13 protein-coding genes and 3 riboswitches are annotated in these 15,796 nt (G+C 43.7%); of the genes, 3 read left to right on the forward strand and 10 right to left on the reverse strand.

Annotation, left to right across the window (positions count from 1 at the left end; translation table 11 throughout):
• Position 1: 1 nt before the first annotated feature.
• Together ACK8P8_RS13490 and ACK8P8_RS13495 are read right to left on the reverse strand one after the other, a co-directional pair.
• The gene (locus ACK8P8_RS13490; RefSeq protein ID WP_186974602.1) at positions 2-952 is read right to left on the reverse strand and encodes a DUF4435 domain-containing protein; all 951 of its coding nucleotides are present in this window, start codon (positions 950-952) and stop codon (positions 2-4) included.
• Positions 953-1,055: 103 nt separating this feature from the next.
• Positions 1,056-1,892 carry an AAA family ATPase gene (locus tag ACK8P8_RS13495; RefSeq protein ID WP_099290996.1) on the reverse strand — a complete coding sequence of 279 codons (837 nt, stop codon included), beginning with the start codon at positions 1,890-1,892 and terminating at the stop codon, positions 1,056-1,058.
• Positions 1,893-2,001: 109 nt separating this feature from the next.
• Between ACK8P8_RS13495 and ACK8P8_RS13500 the strand changes: the two genes are divergently transcribed.
• The gene (locus tag ACK8P8_RS13500; RefSeq protein ID WP_186974601.1) at positions 2,002-2,370 is read left to right on the forward strand and encodes a DMT family protein; all 369 of its coding nucleotides are present in this window, start codon (positions 2,002-2,004) and stop codon (positions 2,368-2,370) included.
• On the opposite strand, the gene ACK8P8_RS13505 is transcribed toward ACK8P8_RS13500, so the two are convergent.
• Complete coding sequence (locus tag ACK8P8_RS13505; RefSeq protein WP_186974600.1) at positions 2,349-3,155, reverse strand: ABC transporter ATP-binding protein; 807 nt, start codon at positions 3,153-3,155, stop codon at positions 2,349-2,351. The two genes, ACK8P8_RS13500 and ACK8P8_RS13505, sit on opposite strands and share 22 nt — an antisense overlap.
• A 1-nt stretch (position 3,156) precedes the next feature.
• The gene (locus tag ACK8P8_RS13510; protein WP_186974599.1) at positions 3,157-4,173 is read right to left on the reverse strand and encodes a FecCD family ABC transporter permease; all 1,017 of its coding nucleotides are present in this window, start codon (positions 4,171-4,173) and stop codon (positions 3,157-3,159) included.
• A 403-nt stretch (positions 4,174-4,576) separates the two neighbouring features.
• On the opposite strand from ACK8P8_RS13510, the gene ACK8P8_RS13515 reads away from it, so the two are divergent.
• Positions 4,577-6,391 (forward strand): TrkH family potassium uptake protein, encoded by a 1,815-nt coding sequence (locus ACK8P8_RS13515; protein WP_186974596.1) that lies wholly within the window; start codon positions 4,577-4,579, stop codon positions 6,389-6,391.
• Between the two features lie 170 nt (positions 6,392-6,561).
• Positions 6,562-7,230: a potassium channel family protein gene (locus tag ACK8P8_RS13520; protein WP_186974595.1), complete on the forward strand. Its 669-nt coding sequence runs from the start codon at positions 6,562-6,564 to the stop codon at positions 7,228-7,230.
• Here the strand turns inward: ACK8P8_RS13520 and ACK8P8_RS13525 are convergent, their stop codons facing one another.
• The 6 genes from ACK8P8_RS13525 to ACK8P8_RS13550 all read right to left on the reverse strand — a co-directional run bounded on the left by ACK8P8_RS13525 (position 7,231) and on the right by ACK8P8_RS13550 (position 15,247).
• Positions 7,231-8,028, reverse strand: a complete 798-nt coding sequence (locus ACK8P8_RS13525) for an ABC transporter substrate-binding protein (protein ID WP_186974594.1) — start codon at positions 8,026-8,028, stop codon at positions 7,231-7,233.
• Positions 8,029-8,073: 45 nt separating this feature from the next.
• Positions 8,074-8,700: an anaerobic ribonucleoside-triphosphate reductase activating protein gene (locus tag ACK8P8_RS13530; protein ID WP_186974593.1), complete on the reverse strand. Its 627-nt coding sequence runs from the start codon at positions 8,698-8,700 to the stop codon at positions 8,074-8,076.
• Positions 8,691-10,832 carry a ribonucleoside triphosphate reductase gene (locus ACK8P8_RS13535; protein WP_186974592.1) on the reverse strand — a complete coding sequence of 714 codons (2,142 nt, stop codon included), beginning with the start codon at positions 10,830-10,832 and terminating at the stop codon, positions 8,691-8,693. The genes ACK8P8_RS13530 and ACK8P8_RS13535 overlap by 10 nt, the downstream gene beginning before the upstream one ends.
• Before the next feature lie 98 nt (positions 10,833-10,930).
• A riboswitch (cobalamin riboswitch) is annotated at positions 10,931-11,115 on the reverse strand.
• A 265-nt stretch (positions 11,116-11,380) separates the two neighbouring features.
• Positions 11,381-12,343 (reverse strand): PKD domain-containing protein, encoded by a 963-nt coding sequence (locus ACK8P8_RS13540; RefSeq protein WP_186974591.1) that lies wholly within the window; start codon positions 12,341-12,343, stop codon positions 11,381-11,383.
• 162 nt (positions 12,344-12,505) lie between these two features.
• Positions 12,506-12,714, reverse strand: a riboswitch (cobalamin riboswitch).
• Between the two features lie 286 nt (positions 12,715-13,000).
• Entirely contained in the window at positions 13,001-13,756 is a 756-nt protein-coding gene (locus tag ACK8P8_RS13545) for a hypothetical protein (RefSeq protein ID WP_186974590.1), read from the reverse strand.
• Between the two features lie 12 nt (positions 13,757-13,768).
• Positions 13,769-15,247 (reverse strand): DUF5074 domain-containing protein, encoded by a 1,479-nt coding sequence (locus ACK8P8_RS13550; protein ID WP_186974589.1) that lies wholly within the window; start codon positions 15,245-15,247, stop codon positions 13,769-13,771.
• A 165-nt stretch (positions 15,248-15,412) separates the two neighbouring features.
• Positions 15,413-15,621: riboswitch (cobalamin riboswitch) on the reverse strand.
• Positions 15,622-15,796 lie beyond the last annotated feature (175 nt).

Consider the following 15,796-nt stretch of genomic DNA (forward strand, 5'->3'; position numbering starts at 1 on the left):
GTCAGAACAGCGTGTGAATATCTTCCTCTATTTTCAAGATAGCGGGATAAGCCCCGAACTGGATATTTTTCTTCAGTTGGTCATCAATACTATTCCGGTAACCGAATAAATTAACTCGCGGATGTGTTCCTGCGGAGGCGTCTTTCGCTTGTCGTAAAACTTTTTTGCACACTTCCCGGTTGAGCATATAGACCATATCGTACACGTTATGCCCCCGGATAAAAAGATAGGTCGTATCGGGCGTCAATCCTATTTCTTTATATTTATCTTCCAGAATAGAAAGGTCTGCTTTAGGATAGGCTCTACGTAATTGTGCCAGTTTGCGATCGACCTTGTTTTTTAGGATATTCAACTCTTTGCGTCCGTTCTGTCGGATGTCGGGGCGGCGTTGCCACTCGAATGATGCCAGTTCGTTGAATTCCGCTATCGAGAAGCGTTTAGGATCGGCAACAAGGAAATAAAGATGCCAAAGGAATAGTTTGTACACGATATTCGAATATTCTTTCAAGAATTGCCTGAAATCAAAAAGATGATTGGGCAACGTGGTGATCCGGCGGCATAAGTCATTTAGTCCCTCTTCGTAACAGTGATGATTCTCGAAAGAATAAGTGTAGGTTTGAAAAATGTAATGGTTGATATCTATATTCCGTTCCTGCAATAAATAACGATAGTCACTGTCAATGCAGATAAAGAATTTAGGATTCAAGTATTTGATGTATTTCAAACATTGTGTCACGCCTTTGGTTTCGTGTCCTTTCTCGTTCCGGGAGCCGGCGATAAAGTGAAATCGGTCATTAGGACGAAAATGTTTGAAAATGGTACTCCAGAATACAATATCATCCTTGTCTTCCACGTGTATGGCGGCACGACACCGTAACAACTGTGCGTCCATCATAAAGCGTTTGGCAGCGTGGTAGTAATATTTTTCTTTTGATATAGGAGGGCGAAACATAACAATTGAAAATTAATTAATTTACGATTTATGAATTACGATTTACGATTGATAGGCAGGCTCAATCTAAAATCTGAAATCATAAATCTAAAATTAGTCATAGTCACTGAATTAATAAGTCTTCGATAAACACGAGTTTGTCACCCCAACCGTCGCCGAAAAGGCTCGGGGAGTGCGTGGACGTGATGATCTGGCAATGCGGGTTTAGTTTTTGAATCTCTTCAAAAAGACGGTATTGCCACTCGATGTGCAATGAAATTTCCGGCTCGTCCATCAAAAGGATATAAGGTTGTCCGTCCATGAGAAAAACCCGGAGCAGGATGATTAACAATTGCTTCTCTCCCGAGGAGAGTTTGTACAGGTGAATAAGCTCGTTGCCGTCACGGAAAACAAGCTGGTTAGTCATCGGGTCAATTTCTATCGTTTTTCCGGTACCGGCAAACAGATGATTCACCGTGTCATAGAAATCGCGAATCCGGCGGTTGATTTTCTCTGCCTGCTCAGGAAAGTTCGTGGCACGAAGACGATAATCGGAAAAGGAGTTGTTGTTCTCTCCCACGCTGTACACGATCTCTTTTAACTCGCTCAACAGGGGACTGTCTTCCTTACCCATTTTTCGTCTATCGCGGATAGGCACATCGAATGTACTTATTTTCAGATAATTTACCCCAGCTAGTTTTTGTCTTATGGAAGACACGGAACTATCTTTTCGGAAATTGATCTCGTTACCGTCGATCATGATTTCCGCCTCGATATTGTACAATTTCAACCGTTTGACATCGGCAGATAGCAAGGCGTCGATAATATTAAAAAACGTGGTCTTACCGCTACCGTTGATACCCGTGAGTATATTCACGTCCGGATTCAAGTTTTCCCACCGGAAATTATATTTTCCCCATATATTGCGGATTTCTATTTTTTGAATTTTATTTGCTTTCATGATTCTGGTACTTGATAAAAGTTTGTCCCAATCGTTATCAACAAAGATAATAAATTTTATACTTTCGCGTCGATTTAAGAGATCATTTCATGGATTAATATTTGATACTATGCAAGGACTTTATGCGATATTATTATTGATTGTCTCAAACATTTTTATGACATTTGCTTGGTATGGACACTTGAAGTTGCAGGAAATGAAGTGGATAGATAACTGGCCGCTTTTCGGTATTATCCTCTTTTCATGGTGTATCGCTCTTTTCGAATATTGTGCGCAGGTACCGGCCAATCGTCTGGGATTCATCGGGAACGGGGGACCTTTCTCGTTAATGCAGTTGAAGGTCGTTCAAGAAGTGATCACTTTGACCATCTTTATTATTTTTTCCATGGTCTTTTTCAAAGGAGTGACGTTCCAATGGAATCATCTGGCGGCTTGTGTCTGTCTTGTACTTGCTGTTTATTTTGTATTTATGAAGTGATGTTTATCCGACACGGGGAACACGCAGGGTTTACCCGAAAGAGGATTACTTTGAGTAATAACCAGAGTGTCGTAGACGCTTTCGATATTGTCGTAAGTCAATACTTCTTCCGGGGTGCCGCTCGAGTGAATACTTCCTTCTTTGAGCATAATCAGTCGGTCGCTGAATTCGCTGGCGAGGTTCAGGTCGTGAATGATAAGCAACACGGTAAGGTTTTGTTCCTGGTTCAAGCGTTGCACGAGATTCAGTATTCGCATCTGGTGTGATATGTCCAGATGGGAAGTGGGTTCGTCAAGCAGGAGAATCTCCGTTTGTTGGGTGAGAGCCCGGGCAATGGCTGCCAGTTGTTGTTCGCCACCGCTAAGTTGGTTCATGAGTTTTGCACGTTTTTCCCATATACCTGTTAATCGCATATTCTTTTCGGCAATGGCGTAGTCCTCCTTGCTCTCGAAAAGTTGTAGCGGGGCGTGGTAGGGGAGGCGTCCCATGAGAACGTAGTCCTCGATAGAGATAAAATCCGCTTCCACGGTCTGGTTGACAATGGCAAGTTGTTTTGCCCTTGCTTTATGTGTCATGCGGAATGCGTCCGTGCCGTTTATCCGGATAGTGCCTTGTTGCACGGGTAGCATGCCGGTGATGGCTCGGAATAAAGTTGTTTTGCCCGCCCCGTTGGGACCGATAATGGAAGTCAATTTACCCCGTTCCACGTTGAACGAGATATCCCGTATCGTGAATTTATGGTTGTAGCCACATTGAAGGTTTTCTATTTCTATCGCGTTATCCATATCAGTCTATCGTTTTTTTCGTTTTGGTGTTACTCATCACGAGGATGAAAATGACACCCCCGATAATTCCGGTGATTACCCCAATCGGTAATTCGTTGGGCGAAATAATCGTTCGGGCGAAAATGTCGGATAAAATCAAGAAGATACCTCCCCCGATAAAAGAACTCGGGAGCAAAATCCGAAAATCGGAACCGATGATAAAACGCATGAGTTGAGGGATAATCAATCCCACGAACCCGATAACCCCGACAATAGAAACACATATTCCGGTAAGTAGGGAACTGAGCAAAAAAAGAACCTTGATAGCCCGGTTGGCATTAATACCTAATTGTATGGCTCTTTCCGACCCCAAACGCATGGCGTTCAACGCCGGGGTGTATAGAAAAGCAAGGCATAGCACGACGAGACTGGTCACGGAAATCAGCGCAATAAGTGTCGGGTCGGTTTCATTCAGAGAACCCATGATCCAGAACACGATGCCGTGCAAGTTCTCGCTTTTGGTGACGGACATGATCAGCAACATGAGCGAGGAAGAGATAAAGCTAATCATCACCCCTGTCAGCAGGAGGCTGTGTACGCGGACATTACCTCGTCGGACTCCGAGCGTGTAAACCAGAATGACCGTGACAAGAGCCCCGGCAAACCCGGCGAGGGGAAGCATAAAACTCCCGTGCAGGGTATGTAGTGACAGGACGATGGCAGCCGTGACTCCCACCGATGCACCCCCCGATATCCCCAAGGTATAAGGCTCAACGAGCGGGTTGCGGAAGATTCCTTGCAGGATGACTCCGGACAGGCTTAAAGCACCGCCGACGATAAATCCGAGAATGATGCGGGGAACTCTTAATTGACGCAGGATGTTCAGGCGAACATCCTCCGGGTCCCCGTTCCAGAGTTGAAATATATCTTGAATGGAAAAACGAATCTCCCCGAAGCAAAGCCCTGCCACAATACTTCCCGCGAGGAGAAGCAGTAAAAAAGCCAGAAATAGAATCCATTTATAATATTTTCCTTGCATGGGAAATTCAATAGTGATTTTCAGTGCAAAGATGCGAAATATTGGTTAAACTTGAAAGTTCTTTCTAGGTTAGTATCGGGCAAATGCGGCAAAACGCTTTCGCCCTTTTAGTCAAAGGTTTATAAAGTCCATAAGGTTCATAAAGTCCATAAGACCCTGCGGGCGCTTAGCCTACGGCAGCTTTGCTGCCAATGAACACAGTCCGAAGGACGCCTGTGACCTTATGGACTTTATGAACCTTAAGAGCCGAAGGCTCGACTTTATGGACCGGGCAAAAGCGGTTTTACGCATTTGCCCAGCAGGTTAGTATCGGGGACTTTTGACATGCTCCGGGCAAATGAGTTTTTTGCGTTTTTTGTAACCTCGTGCAGGGGGCTGTCGTTAAAAACTAAAAAAAGATGTTATGCTTTCAGTGGAGTTTCAATATAGAGCGAGGAAAATATACAAGTCTGTCAAAAAAATGGTGGAACTGGTAAGCAATGTATTGTTATTCCTTGCTTCATTTCTGGCTGTTATTTTAGTCATTTATCGGTTCGGTTTCAGGATGCCCGATACTTATTCCCACGAAATATATTACGTGTTTCGGGAAATCATGCGTCTTTTTCTGGCTCTTGGATTGTTGCGGTTCGTGTTTAATTTTAGACTGTTACGAGCGGAAAAAGGTTTTTGGGTAGAAGTGCTGGTGCTGTTCTTCTTGTTCGCTTTAACCTTGTTATCCAAACATTTCGATACACTGGGGTTTGAAACGGAACGCCCCGTGTTATTCAAGATAGAGCGTGTATTGACTTACGGGGTGGTATTGCTGCTCAGTATTATTCAGCTCTCTAAACAGATATTTGTCGTGATACGAAGCCGGGTGAAGCCGGAAGTTCTTTTTGCCGGGAGTTTCCTGTTTATTATATTGCTGGGAGCGGTATTGTTGAGGTTGCCTAACGCAACCTACGGGGGAATAAGTTTCACGGATGCGCTTTTCACTTCGACGAGTGCCGTGTGCGTGACGGGATTGACGGTGGTCGATACCGGGGGAACGTTCACGTTAATGGGGCAGGTCGTTTTGTTGTTTCTGATTCAAGTCGGTGGTATAGGGGTAATGACCTTCACGAGTTTTTTCGCCATGTCGTTTTTGAGCGGGACCTCTTTTCACGATCAATTGATGATGAAGAACTTGCTGAACGAGGCTTCCCTAAGTGATATATTCAGGACTGTCGTGTACATTGTTTTGACAACGTTTATTATAGAAGGAATAGGTGTCTATCTGGTATATTTGCAGATACAGGATGTTGCGGGAGTCGGGAATAAAATCTTTTTTTCCCTGTTCCATGGGATCTCTGCTTTCTGTAACGCGGGGTTCTCCACTTTACCGGGAAATCTCTACGATCCCTTGATTCGCCACCTGTACGGGTTGCAGATTATTCTGGCGTTTCTGATTATCTTCGGGGGTATCGGGTTCCCGATTTTGTTTAATTACGGGCGTCTTCTGCACTATGGAATCCGGAATCAGATAAAATGTATGTTGGGACTGAATTACAAGGTGGTTCATGAACCCCGTATCGTGAGTACGACAACCCGTATTGTGTTGCCGACAACCTTGGTGTTGCTGGTCGTGGGAACGGGATTGTTCTGGATATTCGAGAATCACAATGCCTTGGAGGGAATGTCCCTGACGGGTAAATTCGCGACCTCGTTCATGGGAGCGGTGACGCCCCGTACGGCGGGTTTCAATAACGTGAATATATCCATTTTGCACCCGACGACAATCTTTCTGACTATCGTGTTGATGTGGATTGGTGCGGCTCCTATGTCCACGGGCGGTGGTATAAAAGTAACTACATTCGTGATCGCGTTGAAGAATATTTGGGCGAATCTCACGGGAAACGATCGGGTAGTGGTAGCGCATCGTCAACTGACCCGGGAGAACGTGAATCGGGCACATTCCGTGATAGTGCTTTCCATCCTTTGGATTATTCTGGGTACATTCGCTATTATCATCTTGGAACCGACAGCCACGATAACTCAAGCCGTGTTCGAGATCGTTTCCGCCTTGGGTACGGTAGGATTGACCATGGATCTGACTCCGCATCTGAGTGTTGCGGGCAAACTGATCGTCAGCCTCACGATGTTCGTCGGTCGTGTCGGTTTGCTCACCCTTCTGGCTTGCTTTATCCGCAGGCAGGAAGTGAAACTGTACACTTATCCGGACGACACGGTAATACTTTAATAATTGAAAATTGAAAGTTGAAAATTGAAAATGATTAGAGTAGGACGTGAATAATAATTTGGACAGATAATATAAATGGAAAAGGTAATGATATATAATAACGAATTGAATCTCGGAAATGGAAAATATGTTTTTCATTTTCAATTTTCAATTCTCAATTTTCAATTATTATGAAGTGTATTGTATTTGGACTGGGAAATTTCGGGCTTGCTCTGTCACAACGGTTGACAAAGCGGGGGAATGAAGTATTGGGCGTCGATTCGGATATTAGTAAGATCAATTTGTACAAGGAATCGATCACGAACACTGTAGCGTTGGACGTGAAGAATGCCCAAGCGTTGCAGACCTTGCCGTTGCTGGACGTGGATGTAGTGTTCGTGGTATTCGGTAAGGATTTTGGAACCTCGTTATTCGTGATAGCGCTGTTGAAGCAGTTTGGGGTGAAGCGTATCGTAGCCCGTTCCATCTCTCCCGTGCACAAGGTGATTTTAACGTCTATGGGAATCACGGAAATCGTAAACCCCGAGTGGGAATATGCCGATTTCTTTGCCACGAAAGTGGAGTTGGGTACGACAATTGATTCTTACGTGGTGGACGACGACCATTTAATTATCGAGTGGGAAGTACATTCCACTTTCGTGGGACGAAAGTTAGAGGATGCCAATTTCGAGGAAGAGTTCGGGTTAAAGCTGGTAGCGTTAAAGCGTTACGATGCTAAGGCCGGTAAAACGCTGGTCATGGACAATCCTCCTGCCGACCTTGTGTTCACGACAAAAGACGTGTTCGTGCTTTTCGGTCAGCCGAAGAATTTCCGTAAGCTCGGGATACAAATTGCCTGATCAATACAGTAGTTTGATCAACTCTTCTACCGTCTCCACGAAAGTGATGGGCGTGGGGCTGCAAATGTAGTCGTCAAGCGGGAATAGCTTGTCATTTTTCACGGCATTGAGGCTATTGATCTCTTTCCATTTGGAAATCTCGTTTTCGCCCACGATGCCCATGCCGACGATGAAAATGATATCCGGGTTTTGGAGAAGAACAAATTCTTTGGATATCATAGCATTGTCGAGGTCTTTGGCGATATTTATCCCACCGGTTTGTTGGATATAGTCGTGCATGAACGATCCGGGCAGGGCGGTATACAACGGGTCGCATCCGATCTCCATGAATACCTTGGGATATCTGTCGGAAGGAATGTTTTTCTTGGCTTCTTCCAATCGTGTTTTGCACTCCTGCACGGTGCTTTCCGCTTTTGTCTTCTTATTTGATAATTCTCCCAGAATAATGAATTGCTCGCATATCTCCTCGAAGTTTTTGGGTTGTTCCAGTCGTAGCGTCTTTATACCCATGCGTTCGAGTCCTTCCAGAACTTTAGGCGGAGTAAGTCCTCCGGTGAGAACGATATCGGGACGGAGAGCTACGATCTTCTCCATGTTCACGTTTACGGCATCCGCTACGACGGGAATAGAATCTGCCGGTTCCGTGATGCAAAAACGGGTGCAGCCCACGATGTCCTCGTTTGCTCCTAAAAGATACAGGTTTTGCGTGATGGAGGCGGCAAGCGATACGATACGTTTTTGTGAGTATCCGGTGATTGCCGTGATAAATAATATGGATAATAAAATGAACTTCTGCATAATCTTGATATATAAAATGGGTGTGTAAAAGTAATATTATTTCGTTTATTCGTGTATATATTTATCCAGAATATCCCCGTCCCGGAACTCCTGCATGACATAGTGTGTACCTGAGAATTTTTCCTGTAAGTTTTGGATGTCCTCGGGGCTTTGCACTTGCGGGATAACCGTCGTCCGGAACTGGTATTCCAGTCCGGAGGTTTTGATAATCCGGATGGACTCTTGTATCTTTTCCAGCAACGAGGCTGTCATCGTGTAATTTACCTTTCGGTAGCAGGGGAGCGAGAGGGAGGATTTGATATCCATTGCCACGGCATCTATCCATCGTCCTGCAATCAGTTGTTGTAAAAGCTCCGGATTCGACCCGTTCGTGTCGAGTTTCACGGGTAACCCGAGAGCTTTTATTTTTTGGATAAACGGGAGCAGGTCTTCGTGCAATGTCGGTTCACCCCCGGATATCACCACCCCATCAAGCCACCCTAATCGTTTATCGAGAAAACCGAATATCTCCTCTTCCTTTAAGTCTTGTGTCTGCCGGAGTAATTCCGGCAGTACAAGAGATGGATTGTGGCAGTAACCGCAGCGAAAATTGCAACCTTTCGTGAATATCACTGCGGATACTTTGCCTTCCCAGTCGATTAGGCTTTGTTTGACAAATCCTCCTATTCGCATAGTACGCTTTCTTTTTCCCGGACGCTCTTGTCAAACAGTTTCCGGTCGTCGAACTCGGCTCGTTTCCCGTTGTTCCATTGGCTCACGGGACGCATGTACCCTACTATCCGGCTGTACACTTCCGAGGAAGCCCCGCAACGCGGACATTTGAAATGTTCTCCCGCGATGTACCCGTGCGAGGGGCATATGCTGAACGAGGGCGAGAGCGTGATATAAGGCAGGCGGAAATTTGCCGTTACCTTACGAATCATGTTTTTAGCCGCTTGTGCGGACGTGCGGTGTTCTCCGGTAAACACGTGGAAAACAGTTCCACCCGTGTACAGCGTTTGTAATTTGTCCTGTTGGTCGAGTGCCTCGTACAGGTCGTCCGTGAAGTTCACGGGCAGATGCGTGGAGTTCGTGTAATAAGGATCGGCACCCTGTTTGAATTGTTCTTGGTTGGCAACGATAATATCGGGATATTCGGCCGTGTCGAGCAAAGCGAATCGGTAAGAGGTACTTTCCGCCGGAGTGGCTTCAAGGTTATAGATATTACCGGTTTCATCTTGGAATTGTGCCAGTATATCCCGCATAAAGTGCATCACTTTTTGCGCGAATCCCATCCCGTCCGGGTGTGAAATAGGAACCCCGAGGAAGTTCATGCAACACTCGTTCATGCCGTTGATACCGATCGTCGAGAAATGGTTTTTCCAGAAACACCCGTAACGCTCTTTCACGTAACGCAGGTAATATTTGGAATAAGGATACAGCCCTTTTTCCGTGTAGCGTTCAATAATTTTGCGCTTGATTTCCAGACTTTCCTTGCTGATTTCCATCAAGTGTTGCAGGCGTTGGAAGAAATTCTCTTCCGATGCGGCTTCATATCCCAAGCGGGGCAGGTTGATCGTGACCACACCTACCGATCCGGTCAACGGGTTCGCTGCAAACAAACCGCCGCCCCGTTTCATGAGTTCCCGTTTATCCAGACGAAGGCGACAACACATACTGCGCACGTCATCCGGCTTCATGTCCGAATTCACGAAATTGGAGAAATAAGGAATACCGTATTTTGCTGTCATTTCCCAGATGCCCTCGTACTCCGGGTTATTCCAGTCAAAGTCCGGGGTAATATTGTACGTCGGGATGGGGAACGAGAACAGGCTGCCGGAAGCATCCCCTTCGCTCATCACTTCGGCGAACGCTTTGTTAAGTATCGTCATTTCGGCTTGGAAATCCCCGTACACCTCTTCTTTGATTTCACCCCCGTGCACGATATGTTCGTTTTTCAAGAAATCGGGTACGACGAGATCCATCGTGATATTGGTAAACGGTGTCTGGAATCCTACACGGGTGGGTACGTTCAAGTTGAACAGGAATTCCTGCAAGCATTGTTTCACCTGTTTGTAGTTCAACTTGTCAAAGCGTATGTAGGGGGCGAGGAACGTGTCGAAGTTAGAAAAAGCCTGTGCCCCAGCGGCCTCGCCTTGCATGGTATAGAAGAAATTCACGATTTGTCCGAGAGCCGTGCGAAGGTGCTTTGCCGGGCTGCTTTGCGCTTTCCCCTCCACTCCCCGGAATCCGACGGTAAGTAAATCCTTCAAGTCCCATCCCACGCAATAGACGCTTAGGAATCCCAAGTCGTGGATATGCAACGCCCCGCTTTTGTGCGCTTCCGATACCCGTTCCGGGTAGAGTTGGCTTAGCCAGTAATTGGAGGTGATTTGTGTGGATATATGCTGATTCAATCCTTGCAGCGAGTACGAGGAATTAGCACTCTCTTTTACTCTCCAGTCGCTCAATGACAGGTAATTATCCATTACCTCTATATTTGTCAGTAAGGTCTTCGAGTTTCGGATTTGCTCGTGTTGCTTGCGGTAAAGCAAGTACGTTTTCATCAGTTGCAGGTCGCCGTGTTGGAACAGCACCAGTTCCACGGTGTCCTGTACCTGTTCCACGTGCGGGAGTTCCTTTTCCGGTGTGCTTGCGGCAAGAATTTGCACGACTTTGTCACACAGGGCACGTGCCGTTTTACGATCGGGCTGTCCGATGGCTCTCGTTGCCTTAAAAATAGCTTGTTCAATCTTTTCCGGTTTGAAATCGCAAATTTCCCCGTTGCGTTTCACGATTCTTGAGAACGTGGTTGATGTTTCCATGATTAAAATTTTAATAATTAAAAAAATACTTCGGGGAAAACACGAGAAAAGATCGTGTATGGCAGAGAATTGTCTTTTTCGCTTTTCACCCGAAAGCTCCAATTTATTTGCAATCGGCAGGTCTTCTGACTTACTCTCGCTTTTGAATCTCCTTCCCGTCGACAGCGTGACAGTGGATCATTGATTCAAGCGTTGAATAGAGCTTACAGCTACGGGTATAGTGCGGGATTTTCACCTGCTTCCCTGTTCGTCACCGGAGTGAACCGAATGCATGGCAAATGTATGATAAAATAATTGTATTTCAATAGTGGTTTTCAAATAAAATAATTTCCTTGAAATATATGTGTTGTTAATGCTTTGAATTATAATTTATTATAATAAAAATTGGATAACTTTTTGGATAGATGTGTTTTGTTGTCTTTTTGAATTTGGAAAATTTATAGTCAAATGTGAATAACAACGTAGTACGCTAGTAAGCTTTTTTTTAAATAAAACCCGATTGCTTGAATTTGATTAGCAATCGGGTTTTTCAGAATGATAGTCTATGACTATTTTTTGTTGGGTTCTGCCGCTTGCAATAGACGGGGGATGGGTAGAGTGTTCCTCATCTCCTCATAGTCAATGGGGGACAGAGTCCATGCATCCCAAGAAAGGTCTTCCAAAGGACGATAGATCACGAAAAGGTTGGAATAGTCGAATTCTTCGGCATCCGGAACTACGTTGCCCTGTCCTAGCCAATAACTGGCATAAGCTTCGTATAGCCCTCCTAACCAATAATCTTCCGGATCAACGGGTTTCAAATTATCAAAGTCTTGGGATGAAAGTTCATAGAAGCCGTCAACAAAGTTGTCTTGAGTGATTGTCAAGTTTCCGTTACTTACTTCAATTTTTCCGTCATTATTTCCATCATAGCCAAAACCGATAATATAACTGCCCGATTTAGCAACATAAAGGCGGGGATCTTTTTTCGCGATCGCCCGCAACATATCAATACCTAGAGGTTCTGTCCCTTTTTCCCAGCGATATCCCCATGCGAGAAAGAAAACTTCGTCATCTGCGGGTTCTAGCATATTGGTACCGGTGATCCATTGAATTGCGAGAGCAGAGCGGTTTTCACCTTCCCCTGTCCAGTTTTTTATGTTGGCGAAACGGAATTGACCGTCAGATACGTTGATTGTCAATGTGTCGGCATCGGAACCCACGGAATTGGTCGCCGTGAGGATGATTCGGTATTCTCCGAAATCTTCGGGAGTGAATTTATAAACAGAGTCGGTGGAAACTTGTTCCCCTTCGAGTGTCCAAAGAAGGGCAACGTCCGTGGGATCGAGCAACCTTGCTTTCAATTCGACGGTTTCTTTCGGAAGGCAAGTAGTGATTCCGCTCACGTTAATGATGGAAACTTCCGGTAGGGTAGGAATATAAGGGGGCTCTTGCTCCTTGTCATCACTACATGCGCTAAACAATGAGATCATTAATCCCCACACGATAAATAATAAATACAACTTCTTCATAACTGTTTTTTGAATTAATTTTATATATTAAAAAAGCAATAATTAATTCATACCCAAGTATCCCACGTGGATACAAACATTTCTGTTTGTAGGAAAAAGATGGCGTCAAATATCGACTTGTAAGCGGTACTGGCGTTTATGTTCTCCTTTCCCATTGAACATGAAACATATTAGCTTGTGGCAGGTCTTCTGACTCGTTTCCTTCTCCGGGGCTTCCTTCCCGTCCCTCGTGTCGGGGACAGTGGATAAAGTATGCCCGGGAAGTACAGTGAAACTTACAGCAGGGGATTCTGTTCAGGATTTGCACCTGATTCCCTTTTCATCCCGAAACGCGATTCGCGAATAGGGACACCACTCACTTCCATTATTCTTCGCGAAGATAGAGGAATGATGTTAAAAAGTCAAGTATTTTTGTTTTTTTAAGTTTAGACCTTATTTATAAATCCGAAACTATAGAAGTAGTATAAATGTATGATAAAATAATCGGATTATACAATCGGTTTTCAAATAGAATAGTTTTCTTGGAAAGTGTATCTTGCTGTATTTGTAATTAGTGTGTTATATTTTACTTTAAGAAATTATATGTGCAAAAAAAGAAACGACCGAAAAATAAAATTTTCGGTCGTTTTACAAGTGTATTATCCTGCTATTGCTTTTTTAATTATTGGGTGCGGCTTTCATTAAATCTGGTCTAGGATCTACATTAACTTCTGCGGAGTTAATAGTGGAGAAAGTCCAAGCATCCCAAGAATTTTTTTTCAATTGGCGTTGGTCTACTAGTTCTGTTGAGTATGTATATTGGCTTGGAACGTTGATACCTTCTGCGCCTAACCAGTATGTGGCATAGGTTTCCATCCAGCCTCCCATCCAAAGATCATCCGGATCACTAGGAGTCAGTCCATCAAAACTTTGACCTTCTTCCCAATAGATGCCATTTGTGAAATTTTCTTCAGTTAAAACAACTGTTGAACCTTTACAAATTTTGATAAAGCCGTCGTTATCTCCGTCATAAGCAAATCCTTTTATAACGATACCTCCCCATTGTTCTCCGACAACCACATACAAACGCGGATCTTTTTGAGCAATAGCCATAACCATGTCCATTCCTGTTGGAGTAGGACTATCCCAGTAATATCCCCATGCTAAAAAATGGATTTCATTATCTTGAGGCTTGGTGATATCTTTTGCGTTCACCCATTGGATGGCAAGTATAGAACTATTGCTGCCTGTGCCGGTCCAGTTTTGAATATCACTGATTTTAGTAACAGGCTGAAGGTTTTCAGAAGCTCTTGAAAGAGTTGTGTTGACTTCTGTTAGCTTCTCGTTTTCCGGTAGTGTGTACATGTCTTCGCTACAAGACAAGATAAAACTTGCAAATATGCAAGCGAAAATCAAATTTAAAAGATTTTTCATTGTTTCTGAATTTTAATGTTGAAAATTGTGGGTGAAATATATATTGGCAGGATAATCTAAATAGTTTGCGTAATCTTTACAAAGTCTTGGTGTAATTGTATTTTTATATTTTTTCGTGTATTTATTATAAGTAACAACAATGGTAAAATCAAAAATTGAGATATGGTTGTTGTGCCGTAATCCTCCCCAGCCTTTAAGCGTGTTCAAGAAAACTCTGCCCGTGACAGGATCCACTGCACATGTATTGTATGCTTGAAAATTTTGGGCTTCAAAATAGTCCGGAGAGGCTGGAATATATTGGGTTGCATCAACCATTAGGGCTGTTGTGTCTTTGCTGAAGATGTGGAAGTATATGCTTGGTTTTGTGGCACTCATGTATAGTGTATCCCCCTTGGCGGTAATATGAGGAGCGGCGGCTTGACTACTTGGGGGATTGAGTTTCAATCGTTCTGCGGCTTCTCCAGTTAATTGATTCGAGGCTATGATCTCGTAGGAGTTTGGGTCTACTTTTGAAATTTTACCACTTTCGTCCGATACCCATAATTTGTCATCCGATGATTTGATAATTCCGGATACATTTCCATCGAATTCAATCGTGGTTGTAATTTCTGTTTTGCCTTTTTCAATAACGACTAAGGATTTTTGATTATAGATAGCTGCAAATAATTTTCCGTCTACGACAGCCATTGTATTTTTATGAGCTTTTTCTGTTCCGGCTATTCTTGTCATGGAAAGGTCTGAGGGATGGAAGACACTTATGCTGTTCTCATCTCGTATATATATGTTATCTTCTCCTAAAACAGCGATATGGGTAGGAGAAGTAAATCCTAATTCTGGGGGGAATGAGTAAGAGAATACCTCTTTTAAGGTTTCTGCGTTGAGAATGGTGATTGCTCCGTAATTCATGGAGGCATCATCCCCTTTTTGGGCGATAATATACATCTTGTTATTATGAATGAATAAGTCTTGAGTTAGAGACCATAATCGTTTCCCGTTTTCTCGAAAATAGACATTGTCAGTAATATTACCATCTGGGTTGATGAAAATCAAAGAACCATACGTTCCAATTAGCCCCTCGTTCAGGATGAATGTCCCATTTTTGTATTTTCCTTCAGGGGTTTCTTCTTTGGTGATTTCTTTTACGATAACTTGTACCGATTGAATTTGATTCCCGGCTTCGTTAGTGACTGTTACTTGTAACGTGTATACGCCTACGGCATCAGCCTTGAACACGTAAATAGAGTCGGTGGATACTTCTTGTCCTCCGATAGTCCAAAGGTAAGTGGCGGGTAATTCACTGGTAATATTTGCTCTGAAAACGATAGAATCTGTTAGTAGCATGGTGTATTCACTATTGGTAATTGTTACGACAGGTGCTGTCGGTACTTCCGGTTCTGGTTGGTATGGAATACAATCACAATCATCACTACATGCGCTAAACAACGAGCTCATCAATCCCCACACGATAAATAATAAATACAACTTTTTCATAATAGTTTTTTTTGAATTAATTTTATATATTAAAAAACGCAATAATTAATTCATACCCAAGTATCCCACGTGGATACAAACATTTCTGTTTGTAGGAAAAAGATGGCGTCAAATATCGACTTGTAAGCGGTACTGGCGTTTATGTTCTCCTTTCCCATTGAACATGAAACATATTAGCTTGTGGCAGGTCTTCTGACTCGTTTCCTTCTCCGGGGCTTCCTTCCCGTCCCTCGTGTCGGGGACAGTGGATAAAGTATGCCCGGGAAGTACAGTGAAACTTACAGCAGGGGATTCTGTTCAGGATTTACACCTGATTCCCTTTTCATCCCGAAACGCGATTCGCGAATCGGGACACCACTCACTTCCATTATTCTTCGCGAAGATAGAGGAATGATGTTAAATAATCAAGTATTTTTTTACATTTTACATCCAGAGCGATATCCTTTTAGCCTGTTCTTGAAATATGTTGATGATGTGGAAGTAAAAAAGCTCCCGGATCATCCGGGAGCTCAAGTATAAAATTATTTTTTAGTTAAGTATTTTGGAATA

Source organism: Butyricimonas muris (assembly GCF_046365375.1).
Classification (GTDB): Bacteria; Bacteroidota; Bacteroidia; order Bacteroidales; family Marinifilaceae; genus Butyricimonas; species Butyricimonas muris.